General features: G+C 64.4%; 23 protein-coding genes and 1 tRNA gene. 11 read left to right on the top strand and 13 right to left on the bottom strand.

Features of this window, described 5'->3' with window-relative positions; translation table 11 throughout:
- The first annotated feature begins 22 nt into the window (after positions 1 to 22).
- Entirely contained in the window at positions 23 to 457 is a 435-nt protein-coding gene (locus EAH76_RS01855) for a hypothetical protein (protein WP_241659496.1), read from the top strand.
- 125 nt (positions 458 to 582) lie between these two features.
- Here EAH76_RS01855 and gor read toward each other — a convergent pair whose 3' ends face one another.
- From gor to pgi, 3 genes are read right to left on the bottom strand one after another with little or no spacing between them, the layout of a single operon-like run.
- A complete protein-coding gene (gene gor / locus EAH76_RS01860) occupies positions 583 to 1,932 on the bottom strand; it encodes a glutathione-disulfide reductase (protein WP_140847246.1) in 1,350 nt (449 codons plus the stop codon).
- Positions 1,933 to 1,977: 45 nt separating this feature from the next.
- Positions 1,978 to 2,346, bottom strand: coding sequence for a DUF4174 domain-containing protein (locus tag EAH76_RS01865; RefSeq protein WP_241659544.1), 369 nt, complete (start codon positions 2,344 to 2,346; stop codon positions 1,978 to 1,980).
- Positions 2,347 to 2,348: 2 nt separating this feature from the next.
- Entirely contained in the window at positions 2,349 to 3,839 is a 1,491-nt protein-coding gene (gene pgi, locus EAH76_RS01870; protein WP_140847253.1) for a glucose-6-phosphate isomerase, read from the bottom strand.
- A 116-nt stretch (positions 3,840 to 3,955) separates the two neighbouring features.
- On the opposite strand from pgi, the gene lepB reads away from it, so the two are divergent.
- The 3 genes from lepB to EAH76_RS01885 all read left to right on the top strand — a co-directional run bounded on the left by lepB (position 3,956) and on the right by EAH76_RS01885 (position 6,452).
- Positions 3,956 to 4,777: a signal peptidase I gene (lepB, locus tag EAH76_RS01875; protein WP_140847256.1), complete on the top strand. Its 822-nt coding sequence runs from the start codon at positions 3,956 to 3,958 to the stop codon at positions 4,775 to 4,777.
- Positions 4,774 to 5,454: a ribonuclease III gene (gene rnc / locus EAH76_RS01880; protein WP_140847259.1), complete on the top strand. Its 681-nt coding sequence runs from the start codon at positions 4,774 to 4,776 to the stop codon at positions 5,452 to 5,454. The genes lepB and rnc overlap by 4 nt, the downstream gene beginning before the upstream one ends.
- 62 nt (positions 5,455 to 5,516) lie before the next feature.
- Positions 5,517 to 6,452 carry a D-2-hydroxyacid dehydrogenase gene (locus EAH76_RS01885; RefSeq protein WP_140847262.1) on the top strand — a complete coding sequence of 312 codons (936 nt, stop codon included), beginning with the start codon at positions 5,517 to 5,519 and terminating at the stop codon, positions 6,450 to 6,452.
- A 42-nt stretch (positions 6,453 to 6,494) separates the two neighbouring features.
- On the opposite strand, the gene EAH76_RS01890 is transcribed toward EAH76_RS01885, so the two are convergent.
- Positions 6,495 to 6,821, bottom strand: a complete 327-nt coding sequence (locus EAH76_RS01890) for a hypothetical protein (RefSeq protein WP_140847265.1) — start codon at positions 6,819 to 6,821, stop codon at positions 6,495 to 6,497.
- Between the two features lie 238 nt (positions 6,822 to 7,059).
- Positions 7,060 to 8,328 carry a hypothetical protein gene (locus EAH76_RS01895; RefSeq protein WP_140847269.1) on the bottom strand — a complete coding sequence of 423 codons (1,269 nt, stop codon included), beginning with the start codon at positions 8,326 to 8,328 and terminating at the stop codon, positions 7,060 to 7,062.
- Between the two features lie 228 nt (positions 8,329 to 8,556).
- On the opposite strand from EAH76_RS01895, the gene EAH76_RS01900 reads away from it, so the two are divergent.
- Positions 8,557 to 10,143 carry a class II 3-deoxy-7-phosphoheptulonate synthase gene (locus EAH76_RS01900; protein ID WP_140847272.1) on the top strand — a complete coding sequence of 529 codons (1,587 nt, stop codon included), beginning with the start codon at positions 8,557 to 8,559 and terminating at the stop codon, positions 10,141 to 10,143.
- A 21-nt stretch (positions 10,144 to 10,164) separates the two neighbouring features.
- Here the strand turns inward: EAH76_RS01900 and EAH76_RS01905 are convergent, their stop codons facing one another.
- The gene (locus EAH76_RS01905; protein ID WP_241659497.1) at positions 10,165 to 10,287 is read right to left on the bottom strand and encodes a lmo0937 family membrane protein; all 123 of its coding nucleotides are present in this window, start codon (positions 10,285 to 10,287) and stop codon (positions 10,165 to 10,167) included.
- On the opposite strand from EAH76_RS01905, the gene EAH76_RS24380 reads away from it, so the two are divergent.
- The 5 genes from EAH76_RS24380 to EAH76_RS01925 all read left to right on the top strand — a co-directional run bounded on the left by EAH76_RS24380 (position 10,231) and on the right by EAH76_RS01925 (position 13,198).
- Positions 10,231 to 10,485, top strand: a complete 255-nt coding sequence (locus tag EAH76_RS24380) for a hypothetical protein (RefSeq protein ID WP_241659550.1) — start codon at positions 10,231 to 10,233, stop codon at positions 10,483 to 10,485. The two genes, EAH76_RS01905 and EAH76_RS24380, sit on opposite strands and share 57 nt — an antisense overlap.
- Positions 10,471 to 10,545, top strand: a tRNA-Glu gene (locus EAH76_RS01910). The genes EAH76_RS24380 and EAH76_RS01910 overlap by 15 nt, the downstream gene beginning before the upstream one ends.
- A gap of 192 nt (positions 10,546 to 10,737) precedes the next feature.
- Positions 10,738 to 11,871 carry a hypothetical protein gene (locus EAH76_RS01915; RefSeq protein ID WP_140847278.1) on the top strand — a complete coding sequence of 378 codons (1,134 nt, stop codon included), beginning with the start codon at positions 10,738 to 10,740 and terminating at the stop codon, positions 11,869 to 11,871.
- Positions 11,868 to 12,389, top strand: coding sequence for a hypothetical protein (locus EAH76_RS01920; protein ID WP_140847281.1), 522 nt, complete (start codon positions 11,868 to 11,870; stop codon positions 12,387 to 12,389). The genes EAH76_RS01915 and EAH76_RS01920 overlap by 4 nt, the downstream gene beginning before the upstream one ends.
- 215 nt (positions 12,390 to 12,604) lie before the next feature.
- On the top strand, positions 12,605 to 13,198 hold the full coding sequence (locus EAH76_RS01925) for a hypothetical protein (protein ID WP_206667827.1): 594 nt from the start codon (positions 12,605 to 12,607) through the stop codon (positions 13,196 to 13,198).
- Here EAH76_RS01925 and EAH76_RS01930 read toward each other — a convergent pair.
- The 6 genes from EAH76_RS01930 to EAH76_RS01955 all read right to left on the bottom strand — a co-directional run bounded on the left by EAH76_RS01930 (position 13,195) and on the right by EAH76_RS01955 (position 15,819).
- Positions 13,195 to 13,500, bottom strand: a complete 306-nt coding sequence (locus EAH76_RS01930) for a hypothetical protein (protein WP_140847287.1) — start codon at positions 13,498 to 13,500, stop codon at positions 13,195 to 13,197. The genes EAH76_RS01925 and EAH76_RS01930 overlap by 4 nt on opposite strands.
- 93 nt (positions 13,501 to 13,593) lie before the next feature.
- The gene (locus EAH76_RS01935; RefSeq protein ID WP_241659498.1) at positions 13,594 to 14,220 is read right to left on the bottom strand and encodes a hypothetical protein; all 627 of its coding nucleotides are present in this window, start codon (positions 14,218 to 14,220) and stop codon (positions 13,594 to 13,596) included.
- A complete protein-coding gene (locus EAH76_RS01940; RefSeq protein WP_140847291.1) occupies positions 14,174 to 14,446 on the bottom strand; it encodes a hypothetical protein in 273 nt (90 codons plus the stop codon). The genes EAH76_RS01935 and EAH76_RS01940 overlap by 47 nt, the downstream gene beginning before the upstream one ends.
- Positions 14,446 to 14,688 (bottom strand): hypothetical protein, encoded by a 243-nt coding sequence (locus tag EAH76_RS01945; RefSeq protein WP_140847294.1) that lies wholly within the window; start codon positions 14,686 to 14,688, stop codon positions 14,446 to 14,448. Before EAH76_RS01945 ends, EAH76_RS01940 begins: the two co-directional genes overlap by 1 nt.
- On the bottom strand, positions 14,685 to 15,038 hold the full coding sequence (locus tag EAH76_RS01950; RefSeq protein WP_140847298.1) for a hypothetical protein: 354 nt from the start codon (positions 15,036 to 15,038) through the stop codon (positions 14,685 to 14,687). Before EAH76_RS01950 ends, EAH76_RS01945 begins: the two co-directional genes overlap by 4 nt.
- Before the next feature lie 118 nt (positions 15,039 to 15,156).
- Positions 15,157 to 15,819: a hypothetical protein gene (locus EAH76_RS01955; protein ID WP_140847301.1), complete on the bottom strand. Its 663-nt coding sequence runs from the start codon at positions 15,817 to 15,819 to the stop codon at positions 15,157 to 15,159.
- 158 nt (positions 15,820 to 15,977) lie between these two features.
- On the opposite strand from EAH76_RS01955, the gene EAH76_RS24070 reads away from it, so the two are divergent.
- Positions 15,978 to 16,136 carry a hypothetical protein gene (locus EAH76_RS24070; protein WP_162559934.1) on the top strand — a complete coding sequence of 53 codons (159 nt, stop codon included), beginning with the start codon at positions 15,978 to 15,980 and terminating at the stop codon, positions 16,134 to 16,136.
- A gap of 34 nt (positions 16,137 to 16,170) precedes the next feature.
- Here EAH76_RS24070 and EAH76_RS01960 read toward each other — a convergent pair whose 3' ends face one another.
- The gene (locus EAH76_RS01960; protein WP_140847304.1) at positions 16,171 to 17,160 is read right to left on the bottom strand and encodes a PGN_0703 family putative restriction endonuclease; all 990 of its coding nucleotides are present in this window, start codon (positions 17,158 to 17,160) and stop codon (positions 16,171 to 16,173) included.
- Positions 17,161 to 17,255 lie beyond the last annotated feature (95 nt).

The following is a 17,255-nucleotide window of genomic DNA, read 5'->3' on the forward strand; positions in this document are numbered from 1 at the left end:
CTCCGTAACGGGCTGAGGGGGAATGGGGATGTTTACGGGGCTGCTGGTGTTCGCGATGGTCGTGCTCAGGGGTTTTTCCGAGACGGCATCGGCGCGTTGGCTCGACCGTATGGTCCATGCGACGGTCGATGCGGTGCGCCAAGTCGAGCGACGGCATCTTATCTTCCTCGTAATCATGACGCTGCTCCTGACGATCGGGGTCGAAGCGCTCGCGGTGATGGGGCCGCTCGATCTCGCGACGATCGTCGTGATGTGGGATATTTCGACCTATATCGACATCGTCGTGACGACGGCCGTGGTCGCGACGGCGACGCGCGGTAGCCTCGGCTGGCGCGCCTTGGTCACGCGCTCGGCCCCGCGTCGCGCCCCGCGCGCGCGGCGGCAGCGCAGCGCACGCAAGGCCGCTCCGCCCTCCAATGACGACGAGAGACCGGCGGCGTTCGCACGCGCCGCCTAACCCGTCACCCCGGCCTTGTGCCGGGGCCCACCTTGCCGCGCGGGCTGAGCCGTCGGTGCATGCATCCCAGTGGCCCCCGGGACGAGCCCGGGGTGACGGAGATGGGGTGGCCGTAGGGACAAACCCTAGCGCAGGAGCACCAGTTCCTCCGCCATCGACGGATGCAGCGCGACGGTCTGGTCGAAATCGTCCTTCGTCAGCCCGGCCTTCACCGCGACCGCTGCCGCCTGCAGGATCTCGGGCGAATCGGGCCCGATCATGTGGAGCCCGAGCACTTGCCCGGTCTCGGCATTGCACACCATCTTGTACAGCGCGCGCTCGTTGCGGCCCGCCAGCACGTTCTTCATCGGGCGGAAGTCGGACATATAGACCTTCACCGATCCGAACTTGTTCTTGGCCTGCGCCTCGGTGAGACCGACCCCCGCCATCGGCGGATGGCTGAAGACGGCGGACGGGATGTTCTCGTAATCGACCCGGTGCGGCTTGTTTCCGTACATCGTGTCGGCGAAGGCCTGCCCCTCGCGGATCGCGACCGGGGTCAGCTGGACGCGGTTGGTGACGTCGCCGACCGCATAGATGCTGTCGCAGGTCGACTTGTTGTCTTCGTCCACCACGATCGCGCCCTTGTCGTCGAGCTCGACGCCAGCGCTCTCCAGCCCGAGCCCTTCGGTGTTGGGCGAACGCCCTGTCGCGAACAGCACGCAATCGACGTCGATCGGCTCGTGCCCGGTCATCGATACGCGCAGGCAGCCGTCGGGCTGTTTCTCGATCCCGCGGAACGCGGCGTTGAAGCGGAAATCGAGCCCCTTCATCATCGAGATCTGGAGCAAGCGATCGCGGATCGATTCGTCATAGCCGCGCAGGATCACGTCGGTGCGGTTGATCAGCGTAACCTTCGAGCCGAATTCGTTGAAGATCCCGGCGAATTCATTGGCGATATAGCCCGCGCCCGCAATCAGCACGCGCTTGGGCAGCGCGTCGAGATGGAACACCTCGTTCGAGGTGATGCCGAGCTCGTGCCCCGGACATTCGGGCACGATCGGCGTCGCGCCGACCGCGATCAGGATCTTGCCCGCGGTGACGTCGCGACCGTCGCCGAGCTTGACCGAATGCGGCCCCGTCACCGTCGCGCGGTCGAGGATGATATCGACGCCGTTATTGGTCAGCGTGTCGGTATAGGCGCCGTTGATCCGGTCGACCTCCTCCATCACATTGTCGCGCAGCCGGGCCCAGTCGAACCCGAGATTCTCCGGCACGTCCCAGCCGAAGCGCTTGGCGTCCTTCAGATCCTCGGCGAAATGCGCGCCATAGACGAGCAGCTTCTTGGGCACGCAGCCGCGGATGACGCAGGTGCCGCCGACGCGATATTCCTCGGCCACCGCGACCTTTGCGCCGTGTGCCGCCGCGACGCGCGACGCGCGCGTGCCGCCCGAGCCCGCACCGATGACGAAAAGGTCGTAGTCATACTCAGCCATGTCATGTCCTCTTGCGGCCGCAGATAGGCGCCCGCTGCTTGAAATCTAGCGTTGTCCCGCGCGGCGCATCGGCATCGCGTCGATCGTCGCGACCAAGGTCGTGCGATCGATCGGCTCGGCACGGCGCAGCGCGGCATGGCCGTCCTTGCCGACCAGGACCACGCCGAACGCCGCCTTGGGCAACCGCCAGCGCGTCCTGAGCGCCGCCGCGCTGTCTGCCGCACCGCGCACGGTGTCACCGGTAAGCTCGACGACCGTGACATCACGATCGCCGAGCTCCTTCGGCATTGCGTCGAGCGCGGCCCGCTGCGCGATCCGCCGCGCATCGGTTTCGCTCGGCGCGGCGACGATCAGCACGCGACGCTGATGCCGCATCTCGGCAACGCTTGCCGCCGCAATCGCCGCCGCGAGCATGATCACCCGAACGCGCGCTTGATCAGGTCGGTGGTCGACACGTCGAACTCCTGGTCGCCCGCATCGGCGGCCTTGGCCATTTCCTTACCGAGTTCGACGCCGAACTGGTCGAACGAATTGATCCCGAGCAGCACGCCGCTCACGAACACGCGCTGTTCGTAGAAGGCGATCAGCGCACCGAGCGTACGCGCATCCAGATCGTCGAGCAGGATCGTCGTGCTCGGCCGGTCGCCCGAATAGCTGCGCGCGTGATCGTCGTTCGCGCGGCCCTTCATCAGCGCGGCCCCTTGCGCGAACGCGTTGAGCAGCAACTGGCGGTGATGATCCTCCGACAGCGTATCACCGGCCTCGATCACCGCGACGAATTCGACCGGCACGAGGTGCGTGCCCTGATGGAGCAGCTGGAACACCGCATGCTGCGCATCGGTGCCGACCCCGCCCCAGGTGATCGCAGCGCTCGGCCGATCGAGCTTTTGCCCGTCGATCGTCGTGCCCTTGCCGTTCGATTCCATCTCGAGCTGCTGGAGATAGGACGGCAGCAGCCGCAGCCGCTCGTCATAGGCGAAGGTCGCGCGCGTCTCGGCGTGACGGACCTGCGTGTAATAGAGATCGGCGAAGGCCGCGAGCGCGGGCGCGTTCTGGCTGAGCGTGGTATGCTGGAAATGCCGGTCCATCTCGGCCGCGCCCTCGAGCAGTTCCGCGAAATTGTCCCAACCGAGCGCAATCGCAGCCGGGAAGCCGATCGACGACCACAGCGAATAGCGCCCGCCGACCGAATCGGCGAAGGGCAGCACGCGCGTCTCGTCGACGCCCCATTCGACCGCCTTGTCGGGGTCCGCCGTCAGCGCGATGACCCGGCCATAGGCGTCCTCGACACCCGCTTCGCCCATCCACTGCAGCACCGAATCGGCGTTGGTCAGCGTTTCCTTGGTGGTGAAGGTCTTCGACGCGATCACCAGCAGCGTGGCGGTCGGATCGAACTTCTTGAACACTTCCTCGAGCGCGGCGCCGTCTATGTTCGAGACGATCGCGACGTCGTACGCGGTATCCTCCCGCCCTAGCGCATCGACCAGCAGATCGGGCCCGAGCGCCGAGCCGCCGATGCCGACGTGCAGCACGTGCCGGATATCGCCGAGCGCGCCCGCCGCGATCGCGTCAATCAGCGCGCGCATCCGCGCGTGGAGCGCGGCGGCCTTGGCATTGTCCTCCTCGCTCCCCTCACCGCGCTCGGCGACGTGGGTGACCGAGCGGTTCTCGGTGACGTTGATGACCTTGCCCGAGAACAGCGCCTCGCGCTTGCCGTGCAGATCCTGCGCCTTGGCGAGTGCCTCGAACGCGGTGACCGCCTCGGTCGTCAGATGCGTCTTCGACCAGTCGAAGTGGATCCCGGCGACGTCGGCGCTGAAGGTCTCGAGCCGGTTGGCGTCCTCCGCAAACAGCGTCTCGAGCTTAGGCGAGGGCAGAGCCTCGATCGCGGTCCAGTCGGCAGACATTCAGGCACCTCATCGGTCGTGGGGAGGGAAACGATTCCCGCGCTAAATCGCCCTAGCGGGGCGGCATTACAACCACCAGCTTGACGATGTGGGCCCGCAGCACCAAACCGCGCGCTATGGCCGATCCCACACCGCTCCGCGACCTTCCGCCGCGCAAATCCGAAACGCGCGAGACGCTCGTCTTCTTCCTCAAGCTTGCGATCGTCGTGTTCGTGTTCCGCAGCTTCGTCTTCGCGCCGTTCAGCATCCCGTCGCAGTCGATGCTGCCGCGGCTCTATATCGGCGACTATCTGTTCGTCTCGAAATGGAATTACGGCTATTCGCGCTGGTCGCTGCCGTGGGGCGTGCCGCTGATCCCGGGGCGGATCCTCGGGCGCGATCCGGCGCGCGGCGACGTCGTCGTGTTCCGCGGGCCTCCGGGCGACGACCATGACGTGATCAAGCGCGTGATCGGCCTGCCCGGCGACAGCGTGCAGATGCGCCACGGCCAGGTGATCCTCAACGGGAGGGCCGTGCCCAAGGTCAAGATCGCCGACTTCACGATCCCGCTCTCGCCCAATTATCCCGGCGGCAGCGAATGCCCCGCCGAATTCGAGGATATGGCCGCCGGCAAGCCGATCTGCCGCTACCAGCAGTTCCGCGAGACCTTGCCCAACGGCAAGAGCTACGCCGTGCTCGACCGCGGCGAACAGATCAACGCCGACGAGACCGGCGTCTACAACGTCCCCGCCGGCCACGTCTTCGTGATGGGCGACAATCGCGACGACAGCGGCGACAGCCGGTTCGATCCGCCCGAGGGCATGGGCATGGTCCCGATGGAGCGGATCGAGGGCAAGGCGGTGTTCTCCTTCTTCTCGACCGACGGCTCGGCCAATTGGGTCCTGCCCTGGACGTGGTTCTCGGCGGCACGCTGGAGCCGGATCGGGGAAGGCTTTTGAGCGCTGACCTCAGCACCTGGATCGCCGCGAGCCTCGGCCACACCCCGCGCGACATCGCACCGTTCGAGCGCGCGCTGACGCATGGCAGCCAGGCCAAGGCGAATTACGAGCGGCTCGAATTCCTCGGCGACCGCGTCCTCGGGCTGGTGATGGCGGAGTGGCTGTTCGAGCTGTTCCCGAACGAGCCCGAAGGCGCGCTGTCAAAGCGCTTCAATGCGCTGGTGACGGGCGCGGTGTGCGCCGATGTCGCCCGCGGCCTCGGCGTCGCGGCGCAGCTCAAGCTCGGCAAGCAGGCGCGCGACGATGGCGCGTCGGACAGCGACAATGTGCTCGGCGACGTGATGGAGGCGCTGATCGGCGCGCTCTACCGCGAGGCCGGGCTCGACGGCGCGCGCCGCGCGATCCGCACCGCCTGGGCCGACCGCGCCAGCCGCGAGCTGACGGTACCGCAGCACCCCAAATCGGCGCTGCAGGAATGGGCCGCGGCGAACAACCGCAAGGCGCCGGCGTATGAAGTGGTCGAGCGCTCGGGCCCGCACCATGCGCCGCGCTTTCGCGTGAAGGCGGTGATCGGAACCTTCGCCGAAGCCGAGGCCGAGGGGAGTTCGAAGCAGGAGGCCGAGACGGCGGCGGCGACGGCGTTGCTCGACAAGGTGCGGCAGGGGGCACGCGGGTAAGCCCCTTCGACAAGATCGGAGCGAACGGGCTAGGGTAAGCTCCACGCTACTGGAGCCAGCGCATGAAAGTCGTCCTCCCCGCCCTCGCCCGCGCGCTGCTCGAGCCCAAGCTGCCCGCCGGGCTCGACATCGCCTGGGTGACGACGCGCGAGGAAGCGACCGCGGCGATCGCCGACGCCGATATCGGCTGGGTCGATCTCCTCCCGCACGGCCTGACGCCCGAAGCCGTCGCTGCGGGCGTATCGCTCAAATGGCTGTTCACCGCGATCGCCGGGCTCGATTCGCTCGACCTGCCCGAACTTGCACGGCGCGGGACGATCGTCACCAACGGTGCCGGGATCAACGCGATCGCGGTCGCCGAATATACCGTGCTCGGGATGCTCGCCGCGGCCAAGCGCTTCGACCGGGTCGTGCGGATCGCCGACGCCCACGAATGGCCCGATGCGGCGCCGGGCCGGATCGAACTGTTCGAAAGCCGCGCGCTGATCGTCGGGTACGGCGCGATCGGGACGCTGGTCGGGGAGCGGCTCAAGGCGTTCGGCGTGGACGTGACCGGCGTCACCCGCTCGGGCCGCGACGGCACGCTCACCCCCGATGCGTGGAAAGCCCGGCTCGGCGACTTCGACTGGGTGATCCTCGCCGCCCCCTCGACCGACACGACCAAGGCGATGATCGGCGCCGCCGAACTCGCCGCGATGAAGCCCAGCGCCTGGCTGCTCAACATCGCGCGCGGCGAGATGGTCGATCAGGACGCGCTGATCGCCGCGCTGACCGCCAAGACGATCGCCGGCGCCTATCTCGACACCGTCACGCCCGAGCCGCTGCCGGCCGATCATCCCTTATGGTCGGCGCCCAACACGATCCATTCGATGCATCTGTCGGGCCGCAGCCAGACCAAGATGTTCCAGCGCGCCGCCGCGCTCTTCCTGCGCAACCTCGACGCGTTCCTGGCGGGACGCGCGATGGAGAACGTGGTCGATCTCGACGCTGGCTATTGAGGCCCTGACGGCGCCCGATCCTTTCGGGCGCCGTCGTGCCGATCAATAGCCGTCGTTGCGCCAATCGCGCCCGCGGCCCCAGCCATGATGCTCGTAGCGCTCGCGCTGCCAGTGGCGGCGACGCGCCTGCTCCTGCCAGCGACGTTGCTGGATCCAGCGCTGGCGGGCATAGCCCCCGCCCTGATATCCACCGCGATGGTAGCCGCGGTCGCCGTACCGGCGGACCCCGCGGTCGTGATAGCCATAGCCGTCCTGATACTGGGCCGGGCTGTTCCAGCCACCATAGCGCTGCGCCGAGGCGGCGCCGGGGATGATCGCCAGCAAGGCCGTCAGGCCGAGCGACGCCGGAAGGATCAATTTACGAAACATACGCGAACTCCTCGTCGGCAAGAGGCCGATCGCCATGGTCTAGCAACCCCCCGATGCGCCATCGCTGAACGCAGGATGCAGCCAAGGTTAACCCCGCGGATCGCCAGAACGACGAAAGCCCCGCCATACTGGCGGGGCGTTCGAATACAGCAAGCGACCGTAAGACGTGGCACCAGCGTCTTCGACACCAACGGTGAACACGTCGAGGAACTCGACGCGGGATATCAGATGACGCGCCTCAACACCCGCCAAGCCCGGTGACCGCGCCAAACAGGCTTGGCCTACACCGTTTTTTCGGGCGATCGCTGCCCGAGCGGTCGCCGGCCGATCGATCGCCCGCCGATTCATCATCCATCTCGGGCATTCCGGGGAAGAAGGTCGCCGAGGTGCGGAAGCGCACCCGTGCGCTCCATTCCTGGTTCCACGGTCCGGTTGCGGGCCGCTCGGGATAGACGAAAGTCGATTCCGGCCCATAGCCGATCAGCGTCCCGAACATCATCTCGCCCGCCGCCTGCTTGACCTCGGCCGGGACCACGCAATTGGTCTGGCTCGGCGCGAGCAGCGTCCCGTCCGCCACGAGTCGCTGCGCGGTCGCCGGGCTGATCCAGTCCCACAGCGCACCGCCGAATTCGCGACTGGTCGAGGACGACCACCAGACGATGTCGCCACTATCGGTGTTACCGCGCCGACCGGCATCCTTCGCCCCCATCATCCAGGCATAATAGCCGGTCGCCATCGGCACGCCGTTCCACGACAGCTGAACCGCGCCATCGGGTCCGCCACCCGTGCGCACGTGGAGCCCCTGCAGATAATCCTGCTGCAGGTTGAAAGTGATGGATGGCGCAAAGGTCGATTGGATCCGGTGGTCGCCGAGCAGCGACCCGCCCTGCGGTTGGCGGCCCGACCGTGGGTTGGGCCATTCGGCATAGCTGCGGCTGTTGGCGAGCGTCGGCCCGCGATCGACCGGAACGCGCGCGGTGAACAGGTCGGGCGGCATCTGCCCAGCCGCGACCTTGGAGAAATCGATCACCACCGGCTGGCCCGGCCGCGCATGCGCGCCACACCCCCAGAAGATGAGCAACCGCCCCTTCGGGCGTTCGAACCGTTCGGGCACATCTTCACGCCCGCCGGTCCGCTGCGGCGCTGCCAGCGGGACCGAGGCGCCCATCGCCGCTTGGGGAAGGAAATAGTGGTCGCCCTGCGCTACGCCCGTCGGGTCGAGCGTCGAACCGAGGCGCAGACGCAGTTCATGCTGATCGCCGCCGCGGCGCCCGCCCATGCCCGCCATCATCTCACCGAGGTTCGGCCTGCCACCGCCACTGGTCATGCCACCCATCCCGCCGATACCGGTCGATGTGCCGACATCCATCGCATATCGCGCCTTGGGTCCGGTAATCGTCTGGCTCGACGCGGACCGGAGCGTTTTCGATACGGGTTTGCGCTGGGCGACGACGGCACTTGCGCTCAACGCTGCGGCGACGGTTGCGTTCACGATCAGACGGCGCATGGACGACCCCCCTCTTGAAACAGCGTCGCAATAATAGTCTCAAAACGGCCCTATAACCAGCGGAGGTTTTCCCCGCGCAAAGAGCGAGATGCCGGTCTCGGCCAAGAATCGGACATCCCCGAGCGCCGAGCGTGACTCGTGAAGGTCCACGACTCGCGAGAGGGCGATTTACCCCGGAAGGGAAAAACCCCCTTGCGCCCATTACCCCGTCTGGGTAATGCCCGACGCATGACGACGATGGCCGGCCTCAAGATCAAACGCTTCCGCGAAGAACGCGCCCTCACCCGCGCCGCGTTCGGGGCGTGGTACGGCGCGCCAGGCTCGACCGTCCAGGGCTGGGAAGAGGACGGGAAGCGCGCGAGCGGCCCGGTCGTCAATCAGATCGCCGCCAACGCCATCGCCACGCACGCCGATTGGTATGTACAGATTCGCACGGAGAATGACATGAGCAGCTGGGCCCCCGATAGCTGGACGCGCGCCGACGGTCGGCAGATGCCGACCTATCCCGACGCCGCCGCACTCGACGCCGCGACCGACCAGCTCGCCTCCTTCCCGCCGCTGGTCTTCGCCGGCGAAGCCCGCAATTTGACCGCTGATCTCGGTCGCGTCGCGGAAGGGAAAGCGTTCCTGCTGCAGGGCGGCGACTGCGCCGAATCGTTCGCCGAGCACAGCGCGAACAACATCCGCGACACCTTCCGCGTCATTCTGCAGATGGCGGTGGTGCTCACCTTCGCGTCGAAGCTGCCGACGGTGAAGCTCGGCCGCATGGCCGGGCAGTTCGCCAAGCCGCGCTCCGCCGATACCGAGACGATCGGCGACGTGACGCTCCCCGCCTATCGCGGCGATATCGTCAACGACATCGACTTCACCGATGCCGGCCGCCAACCCGACCCACAGCGGATGATCCGCGCCTATTCGCAGTCGGCGGCGACGCTCAACCTGCTGCGCGCGTTCGCGACCGGCGGCTATGCGAACCTCCACCAAGTCCATCGCTGGACGCACGATTATATGGGCCGCAGCCCGTGGGCCGAGAAATACAGCCATGTCGCCGACCGGATCGGCGAGGCGCTCGACTTCATGGAAGCGTGCGGGATCAGCCCCGAGACGGTGCCGCAGCTCGCGCAGACGCAATTCTACACGAGCCACGAGGCGCTGCTGCTGCGCTACGAACAGGCGCTGACGCGGCAGGATTCGCTGACCGGCGACTGGTACGACACATCGGCGCACTTCCTGTGGATCGGCGACCGCACGCGCTTCGAGGGCAGCGCGCATGTCGAATATCTGCGCGGGATCGGCAATCCGATCGGGATGAAGTGCGGCCCGAGCCTCGAGCCCGACGCGCTGCTGCGGCTGCTCGACACGCTCAACCCCAACCGCGTCCCCGGTCGCATGACGCTGATCACGCGCTACGGTCATGACAAGATCGAGGCGGGCCTGCCCAAGCTGGTGCGCGCGGTGCTGCGCGAGGGGCATCCGGTGGTGTGGAGCTGCGATCCGATGCACGGCAACGTCGTCAAGGCGGCGAACGGCTACAAGACGCGGCCGTTCGACAGGATCCTGGCCGAAGTGCGCGGCTTCTTCGCGGTCCACCGCGCCGAAGGCTCGATCGCGGGCGGCATCCATGCCGAGATGACCGGGCAGAATGTGACCGAGTGCACCGGTGGTCTGGTCGATGTGACCGAGCAGTCCTTGGCGGACCGCTATCATACGCATTGCGACCCACGGTTGAATGCGGGTCAGTCGCTCGAGCTCGCTTTCCTGTTGGCCGAAATGCTCAACGCGGAAATGGCCGAACGGCGGCGCGCGGCGGCCTGAGCCGCCCCGCGCCGCCCGGGGTCAAAGTGCGCTGCGGCCCTGCAGCAGGCGCACGACCACGACGATCAGCGCGATAACGAGCAGGATGTGGATCAAGCCACCGCCGATATGAACGGCAAACCCGAGTGCCCAGAGAACGAGCAAGACGACAACGATAGTCCAAAGCATCGGGAAACCCTTTATTTTGCGGCAGGAAATTCAAACCGTATCTGCAACGAAAACGCCGATCGGCGCGGCAAGTTCCGCTTTATCGATGAATTGCACCGCCTCGACCGCACTGCCTTGACGCCGCGCGCCCCGGTGCGTATTGCGCCGTTTCGCGCAAGCGGCCCCTTCGTCTAGCGGTTAGGACGACGCCCTCTCACGGCGTAAGCACGAGTTCGATTCTCGTAGGGGTCACCAGCGTTTTCAAGCACTTATAGGCGCTGCGACTCGTTACCTAGGAAACTTGGGTAACGAATGGGGAATATACGCCTCCGGACGGTGCCGGATCGAACGGTACAAAGATGGACGCTTGCACGTGCCTGTTTGCGCAGCCACGCTTCGATACCTAAAGCCCCTGACGGGCCAATAAAAGCGCGGGGGAAGCGGACTATGAGTGACATGGCGGATGCGATTCGGATCGACATCGCAACCCGGATCGTAGCGTCGGACGAAGACTTTTACATTGTTCGGCCTGGTAAGGGCTTCACCCTGTACCCCGACTTTAGCGCTCGATCTGCTGTGTTCCTCGACTTCCCCGACCTCGACTTGGCGGCGTTTCAAGCCGCCGGCGATACCACCCTCCGTCGAGAAATGGCCGTTCGATCCATGGCGATTCGGGATTGGCATTTGGGCGGCCGGCGCGGTCTGCCACCCTCACGTGACATCGCAGCCTACGCTGGCAAATCGTTCCGGGCCCGCTTGGGTCACTACGTGTCCGCGATCGACAAACTGTACTTCCAACTACCAGACCAGACCGTCGTCATCGTTCCAGGCCCAGGCTACTGGTCCGATGTCCTGATCGGCGTCCTTGACGGTCCGGCATTGGATTTCCGGGATTTCACACTCTACCCTGAGGAGAACCTGCCCGGCCGAAGGGTGCGATGGCTAGGTCGCCGGCAAAAAGCTTCATTCAGTGAGGCGGCACGTGATCGCCTCAAGAACCCTCATCCGTTGATGCAGTTAGAGCGCGGGCTCCGCGATGAATTCCTTCGCAGCGCGTACGATCAGTATGTGATTGGCGATCGTTACACGGCCCGCTTCCGGACTGAGTCCGATGATTACAGCTCACTGGACGATCAGGACATTACATCGTTCGTGAACTACATCGCGGGCATCATTGCGCAGCTCGAAGAGAAGGGACCAGATCAGGCCGTCACCGAGGCCGAGGCGATAGCGCTTCTCAGGCAATTTCGGGATCGCATCCCCGATCTGAGCACGAACATAAGCTCGCCTGGGTTCCTGCGCCTGCTGAGCGAACGCATCGATCCAGTCACGATCGCGCTGTTCATGGCCTTGGCAACGAGTGGGATTACTCCCTCGACGGCGCAAACGATTGAGGTTATAAATTCTGCCGGCGCCAACCACGACGCTTGTGCGTTGAAGGTCTCACAGCAGGCGAAGGGGGCGATGAGCATCATGGCCTTTGACGATTGGCAAGAGCACTGCCACCGCCTCACTGATGCCGCAAAGAATGTGCATCTGAAAACGTCGATGAAAGTGCATCACAAGCGAAAGAGCCAATGAGCGCCGCGCCGGCCGACAGCATTGCAGACCTCAGCCATAAGGCGAAGGTGTGGCTTGCCTTGGCGTTTCTAGCCAGCACCGTATCGACTGCATTAGTTGGCGCGGGGATCAACCATCATTTTGTCGTCGTGCAGGCGGATGATGCTTCGAAGAAGGCTGATGTTCGCAAGTTAGAAGACCAAGTCTCTGCGTTCGATCAGCTAGTTCGAGTGTATATGATGGGGCTGAACAAAGGCGAGGCGTCGGAAGCCCAACGAGAGGCCATCCTTGCGAACGCTCAGTCGCAGTACGATTTCTTAGGCACCCTCACCCCCCTGCTGGACCCTGACGCACGCAAGGGCGTCGAGGCGTATCGCAATCGGCTGATCGAGGTATCGAGCGCGCTCCGCAAGAGCGAAGACATTGTGTCCACCCGGGCGTTTGGTCAGTCCGTTTCGTACGCAATTGATGAGCGTGCCGTTGCGCTGTCCGCGCTACGTAGGGCGGTTGGGATGCCGGAGGCTGGGTCCAAGGCGTAACGTTCGACTGCGCCCTATTCTGACGAACATCGCCTCGCGGGGCCCTACATGAGCCAACCTTGTGGTTAGCCCCCTGCCGCAGCGCGTTTCACACGCCGAAGCGTAGATGAATCAAAGCCACCACTTCTCTTGCAAAGAAGTTTTTTTCGGAAATCGAGTCGATAGAGTCACTTAGCTCGGATTGACTAAGCTGCTGATTCTGCGATACTTTTCTGATGGACACGTCATATAATCTCAACGGCGGTTTCAAACCCGCCCTGAAGCGCTTCGCCGATCTGGACGGCCCCGATTTTTTTCCGACGCCAGCGTGGGCTACACATGCCCTGATCGACAATGAACGATTTGATGGAGACATCTGGGAAAGTGCCTGTGGAAATGGCGCTATGTCGGATGTTCTAAAGGAGACTGGCCAGCGGGTAATCAGCACCGATTTGCATGATCGTGGTTATGGCGAAGCAGGCGTAGACTTTCTGTTGAGCAACCGGCGTTCAGCCAACATCGTGACCAATCCTCCCTACAACTCCGCCGAGGGCTTTGTTCAGGCCGGACTTCACAAGGCGGATCGGAAGTTCGCCCTGCTACTACGCCTAGCTTTTCTCGAAGGTGCAAACCGCCAACGGACCATCTTCACCACGCACGCACCATCGCGCGTGTGGGTGTTCAGCGAACGGATCACGTTCTACCCTGCGGGTGCTATTCAGAAGGGAACGGGCACGACAGCGTACGCGTGGTTCGTTTGGGACAAGGAAGCGCCCGGCTCAACAGAAATGAAGTGGTTCAAGCCGGGCTACAAAGCCCAATATAGCTAAGGGTTGGCGGCGAGCCACCCTCTTCCATGGTTTGTAATCCGATAGCCGACCCGGGGGATGTGTTCCAACCGCCCATCATAGATCGCGTTTCCGGGCGTCGTTGAATGCGATTTTATGTTGCGGAAGATCTGATGCCACATCGGCTCAGGATTTCGCGGCGTTGAAGGCGCCAAGTCGCCGGCATCGAGGTGCACCATCGTCGGAACACGATTGCGAAAAGCATTAAACGTTGCGACGCCGTTTGCCTGATTGCTAGCTATAATCATGGCCAACTTCGCCATATCCTCCTCGACAAGTGACATTCGACTCTCCCTGTTGCGCTGACAGTCTGCGTCGGCGCCACATCGGAGTCGAGTCACGCTTGCTTGATCAATCCCGCCCCCATTATTAGGGGGCTAGGACACGAACATCGCTTCGACGATCGCCTGCATGAGCACCCCGCGCGGCACCGGCACGCTGATCGTCGTGTAGCCCCGGTTCTGAGCCCGGCGCTGACCGTACAGCCCAATCCATTGCCGCCCGTGCTGGCGCCAAGCTCGCTGCAGCGCCGGCACCGGTAGCAGCACGCATGTCGCGGCCGGCGCGTATGCATAGGCAATGAAGTCACAGGCGAGAGGCTTCTGCACCCAGCCGGGCGTCTTGCGCTTCTCATCCGACCAGCGCTCAAGCAGCACATCGGGCCAATCTTGCGTTCTGATCTTCTCGTCCACCGTGAAGGTGCGACCGCATGCGAGGGTCAGCAGCCGGTCGATCCCCGCGCGCTGCGCCCAACCGTCTTGCTCGATTGCGACTGCCGACATGAGCGTCGGGAAGGCGCGGCGGTAGATCGGTATCCACCAATCGGCTCCATAGCTCGCGGCAAGCGCGTGGCTGTCCTCGAAGCGATGTACACGCTCAAAGCCCGCCGTCCGCGTGTGGCGGGCGACGGGCTGGTGAAGAGGCAGCCGAGGTTGCGCCGGCTCCCGTTTTGCGAGGCTATTCGTATGCGTTCTCCTGTTCTCGGTCGTATGGGTCTTCGTCATCGTCACGCAGATCCTCGAGGTCGAAGTCACCGTCGATCTCGTCCATGCGATCGATCAGCAGCATGGTGACCCTAGCCAGCGCCGCGCGGGGCAACGTCGGGATTTGCGCCAACAGCACGGCGGTGTGGCCGGTATCACGCGGGCGAGCCCACGGCCGGCGAACCCGACGCCGCCAGGTGCGAGCGTCATGGATGCGTGGGCGGAGCGTTGACGAAGCGAAGGCCATCACAGCACCTCACCAGCTTGCCGGCGCTCGATCGTCCATCGCACCGCCTCGACGCGTTCGGGCTTGCCGACGATGTGCGACATGACGGTGGTCAGCTCGTCCGCGGGGCAATCCTGCACGACGAACCAGAGCTTGCGGCCAGACGCCAGAGCGTAGCCGCCGCCGATCGCCACCAGCGCGGACAGCCATGCGGCGGCGTCGAAGGTTCCTGGCGCCGGGCGGACCTGTTCCATCTGGCTCATGCCGCCCTCCGCATCTGAATCTCGTCGGACGCACCAGCAAGGCTGCCAATGTCTAGCAGACACTGCGCCTCGCGGACAATATCCGCCGCCGCCTCTTCGGAAAGCTCGTGCCCCTCCGCGGTCACCTGGAACGCCAGTACCATCTTGGAGACGAGTCCATCGGACGTTCGGGCTGGCGTCTCGTTTATGCGCTTCTCGATCGCGACCATGATCTCGAGGAGGTCGTCGATCTGCTCATCGGTGTGGAGACCTTCCTTGTTGATCGCCGCTAGGATCTGGTTGCGATCGTTGAGCCACCCGCGATGGGGGTCGGTCGCGCAGATCCCGGTGTGACTGATCGCGGCGCTCATGACGGCATTGCCGCAAACACGAGGGCAAACAGAGCCCAGAGGGCAGGCGCCACCGCTACGGACGCCATCGCGCCCCCAACGGTCAGGCCGATGCCCATGATCGGGCGGGACAGGGCGCTCATGCCGCGCCCCCGCTCATAAGGCGGCGAACGTCTGCAAATACCAGCTTGGTCACCTTGTCGCTGGGATCGCAGCCGCGGTATTCTTCCTCGACCAGATTGATCTTGAAAAATAGGGCCGCAATGTTCGGTGCGGGTTCGGCGAAAATTGCTTGTGCCGCAGCATCCTGTGCATCGACAGCGGCTTCCCAGCGGGCATCGACATCGCCAGTGATGGCCGCTTCTAGCTCTTCGGCCTTGGCCTGCCATTCAGCAAGCTCAGCCTCGTACGCCGCATAGGCAGCCGAGGGCTCGACGGGCGTGGCCTTGATTTCAGCGATCGTCATCTGTTCGATCGGCTTGGGATATTTCAAAGCCGGCCTATTCGGTGCGACCGGGCGCTCGCCGATCTTCTCCCTTTCGATATAATACCGCTCAAACGCCGCGGTGTGCTCGATCCCGATCGCCTTCATTTTCTCGTCGGCGCGGCGGAACGCCGCGACAAGCCGATCCCATTTCGTACGCGACATGACGGGCAACGTGCCCATCGCCGACGTAGCGCATGCGATGATTGCCGGGGCGAGAATAGCGCCGCCGAGTATGGCACGACGGGTGGTGGAAGCGGAGACGCGTTCTTCGGGGTTGGCCGGACGCACGTGTGCAGGTAAGCTGTTGGCAGCCATTATTCGTCTCCTCAAACAGACGTGATGGTCAGACCGGGTTCGGAGGGGCCTAATCCTCCTGCCCGGTCGCTTGTGCAACTTGTGCAAGCGGCACCTAGTTATTCCTGAGACTTGGGCGTGTCAAGCCACTTGTGCAAAGAGCACAAGATCGGTAGTGATTGACCATGGAGCCGGAGCTAAAAGACATCCGTTTGCCGATCATGGTGACACAGAGCGAAGCCAAGGCTATTGACGATTGGCGCTTCGAAAACCGTGTACCTACAAGGGCTGAAGCTATCCGCCGTCTCATTGCGCTCGGCCTGAAAGCGAAGGACTAATCCGCCGGGCAAAAGCGCCCAGCGGATCACCCGTTCAATCCGCCAACTTCGCTGGCACGTGCGCCGCGATCTCCGCATCCACCCGCGACCAATCGCAGTAGCGGCGGTAGAGGTCGTCGGCATAGGCAGCGTCACCGTGCTGGCGCAGGGCGTTGATGAATGCTTCCAACGTCCAGACGCCGAACCCCGCCTGCCCCTCGGTCTGCTCGGCCAAATGATCTGCGTACCGTGCTGAAATGCGACGGATCGAGGAGTTTAGCGCGGGCGTCAGGATGACGAGCCGTCCTTCGCTGTAGTCACCCCGCATGATCGCGGCTTGGGCCAGCACATGCTCGCGCATAAACTGCTGCAGCGGCGACTTGCGCAGCTCTACCGCCTCGGGATCTCGAAACAGGCCGCTCGCCGGCATCAAGTCGGCGTAGCGCTTGCCCAGCTCCTTCTGACGCGACCACCCGTTCTCGGTGTACTTCAGCTCCAGAGCGACGAAGCCGAATTCGCCCGTGCCGCTGACATAGTTGAGGATCGCATCGAAAGCGGTGCCGTCCCGCGTCAGGTCTTCGCTGCCACGTCCAGGCGAATGCTCGAACAGCACCGACTGCACTTCGGCTTCGGCCAGGTCCGGACACATCGCGCGCAACATCTTCGTGGCGAGCGCGAGGTCGAGCTTGAGCGGCCCGATGCAGTTGATCGTCTGGGAGTCCGACCCGAGCAGGTTGGTCCAGACGCGCTCGTCGTCGATCATGGCGCCGGGCTCGCGGTAGGCATGTTCACGCCAGGCGAGACGCGCGATCTCGGGCGTCATGAAGTTGCGGCCGGCCTCGCCCGCCTTGTTGCTGATCCGCGATCCGAGCTTGCGGGTGCTGCCATCGCCATAGGTGTGCGCACCCATGTCGATGCCCTGCTCCTCGCGGTAGAGGGCCTGCAGCAACCGAGCATTGGCGCGGAAGCGGGTATCGCGGTGCACATGCACTTGGTGCCGGCGCAGGACCTCTTCCGGCACGATGGGAAGGTGTGTTCGTTCCAAGGTGTATCTCCGTTCAACCTGCGGGATTTGCAGGCAGAAAGGGTTCACGCTTGGAGAGTATCAATTAACGCGGCATCGTGCGGGCGACCATTAGG

The sequence above is a fragment of the Sphingomonas glacialis genome, from assembly GCF_006439055.1.
Classification (GTDB): domain Bacteria; phylum Pseudomonadota; class Alphaproteobacteria; order Sphingomonadales; family Sphingomonadaceae; genus Sphingomonas; species Sphingomonas glacialis_A.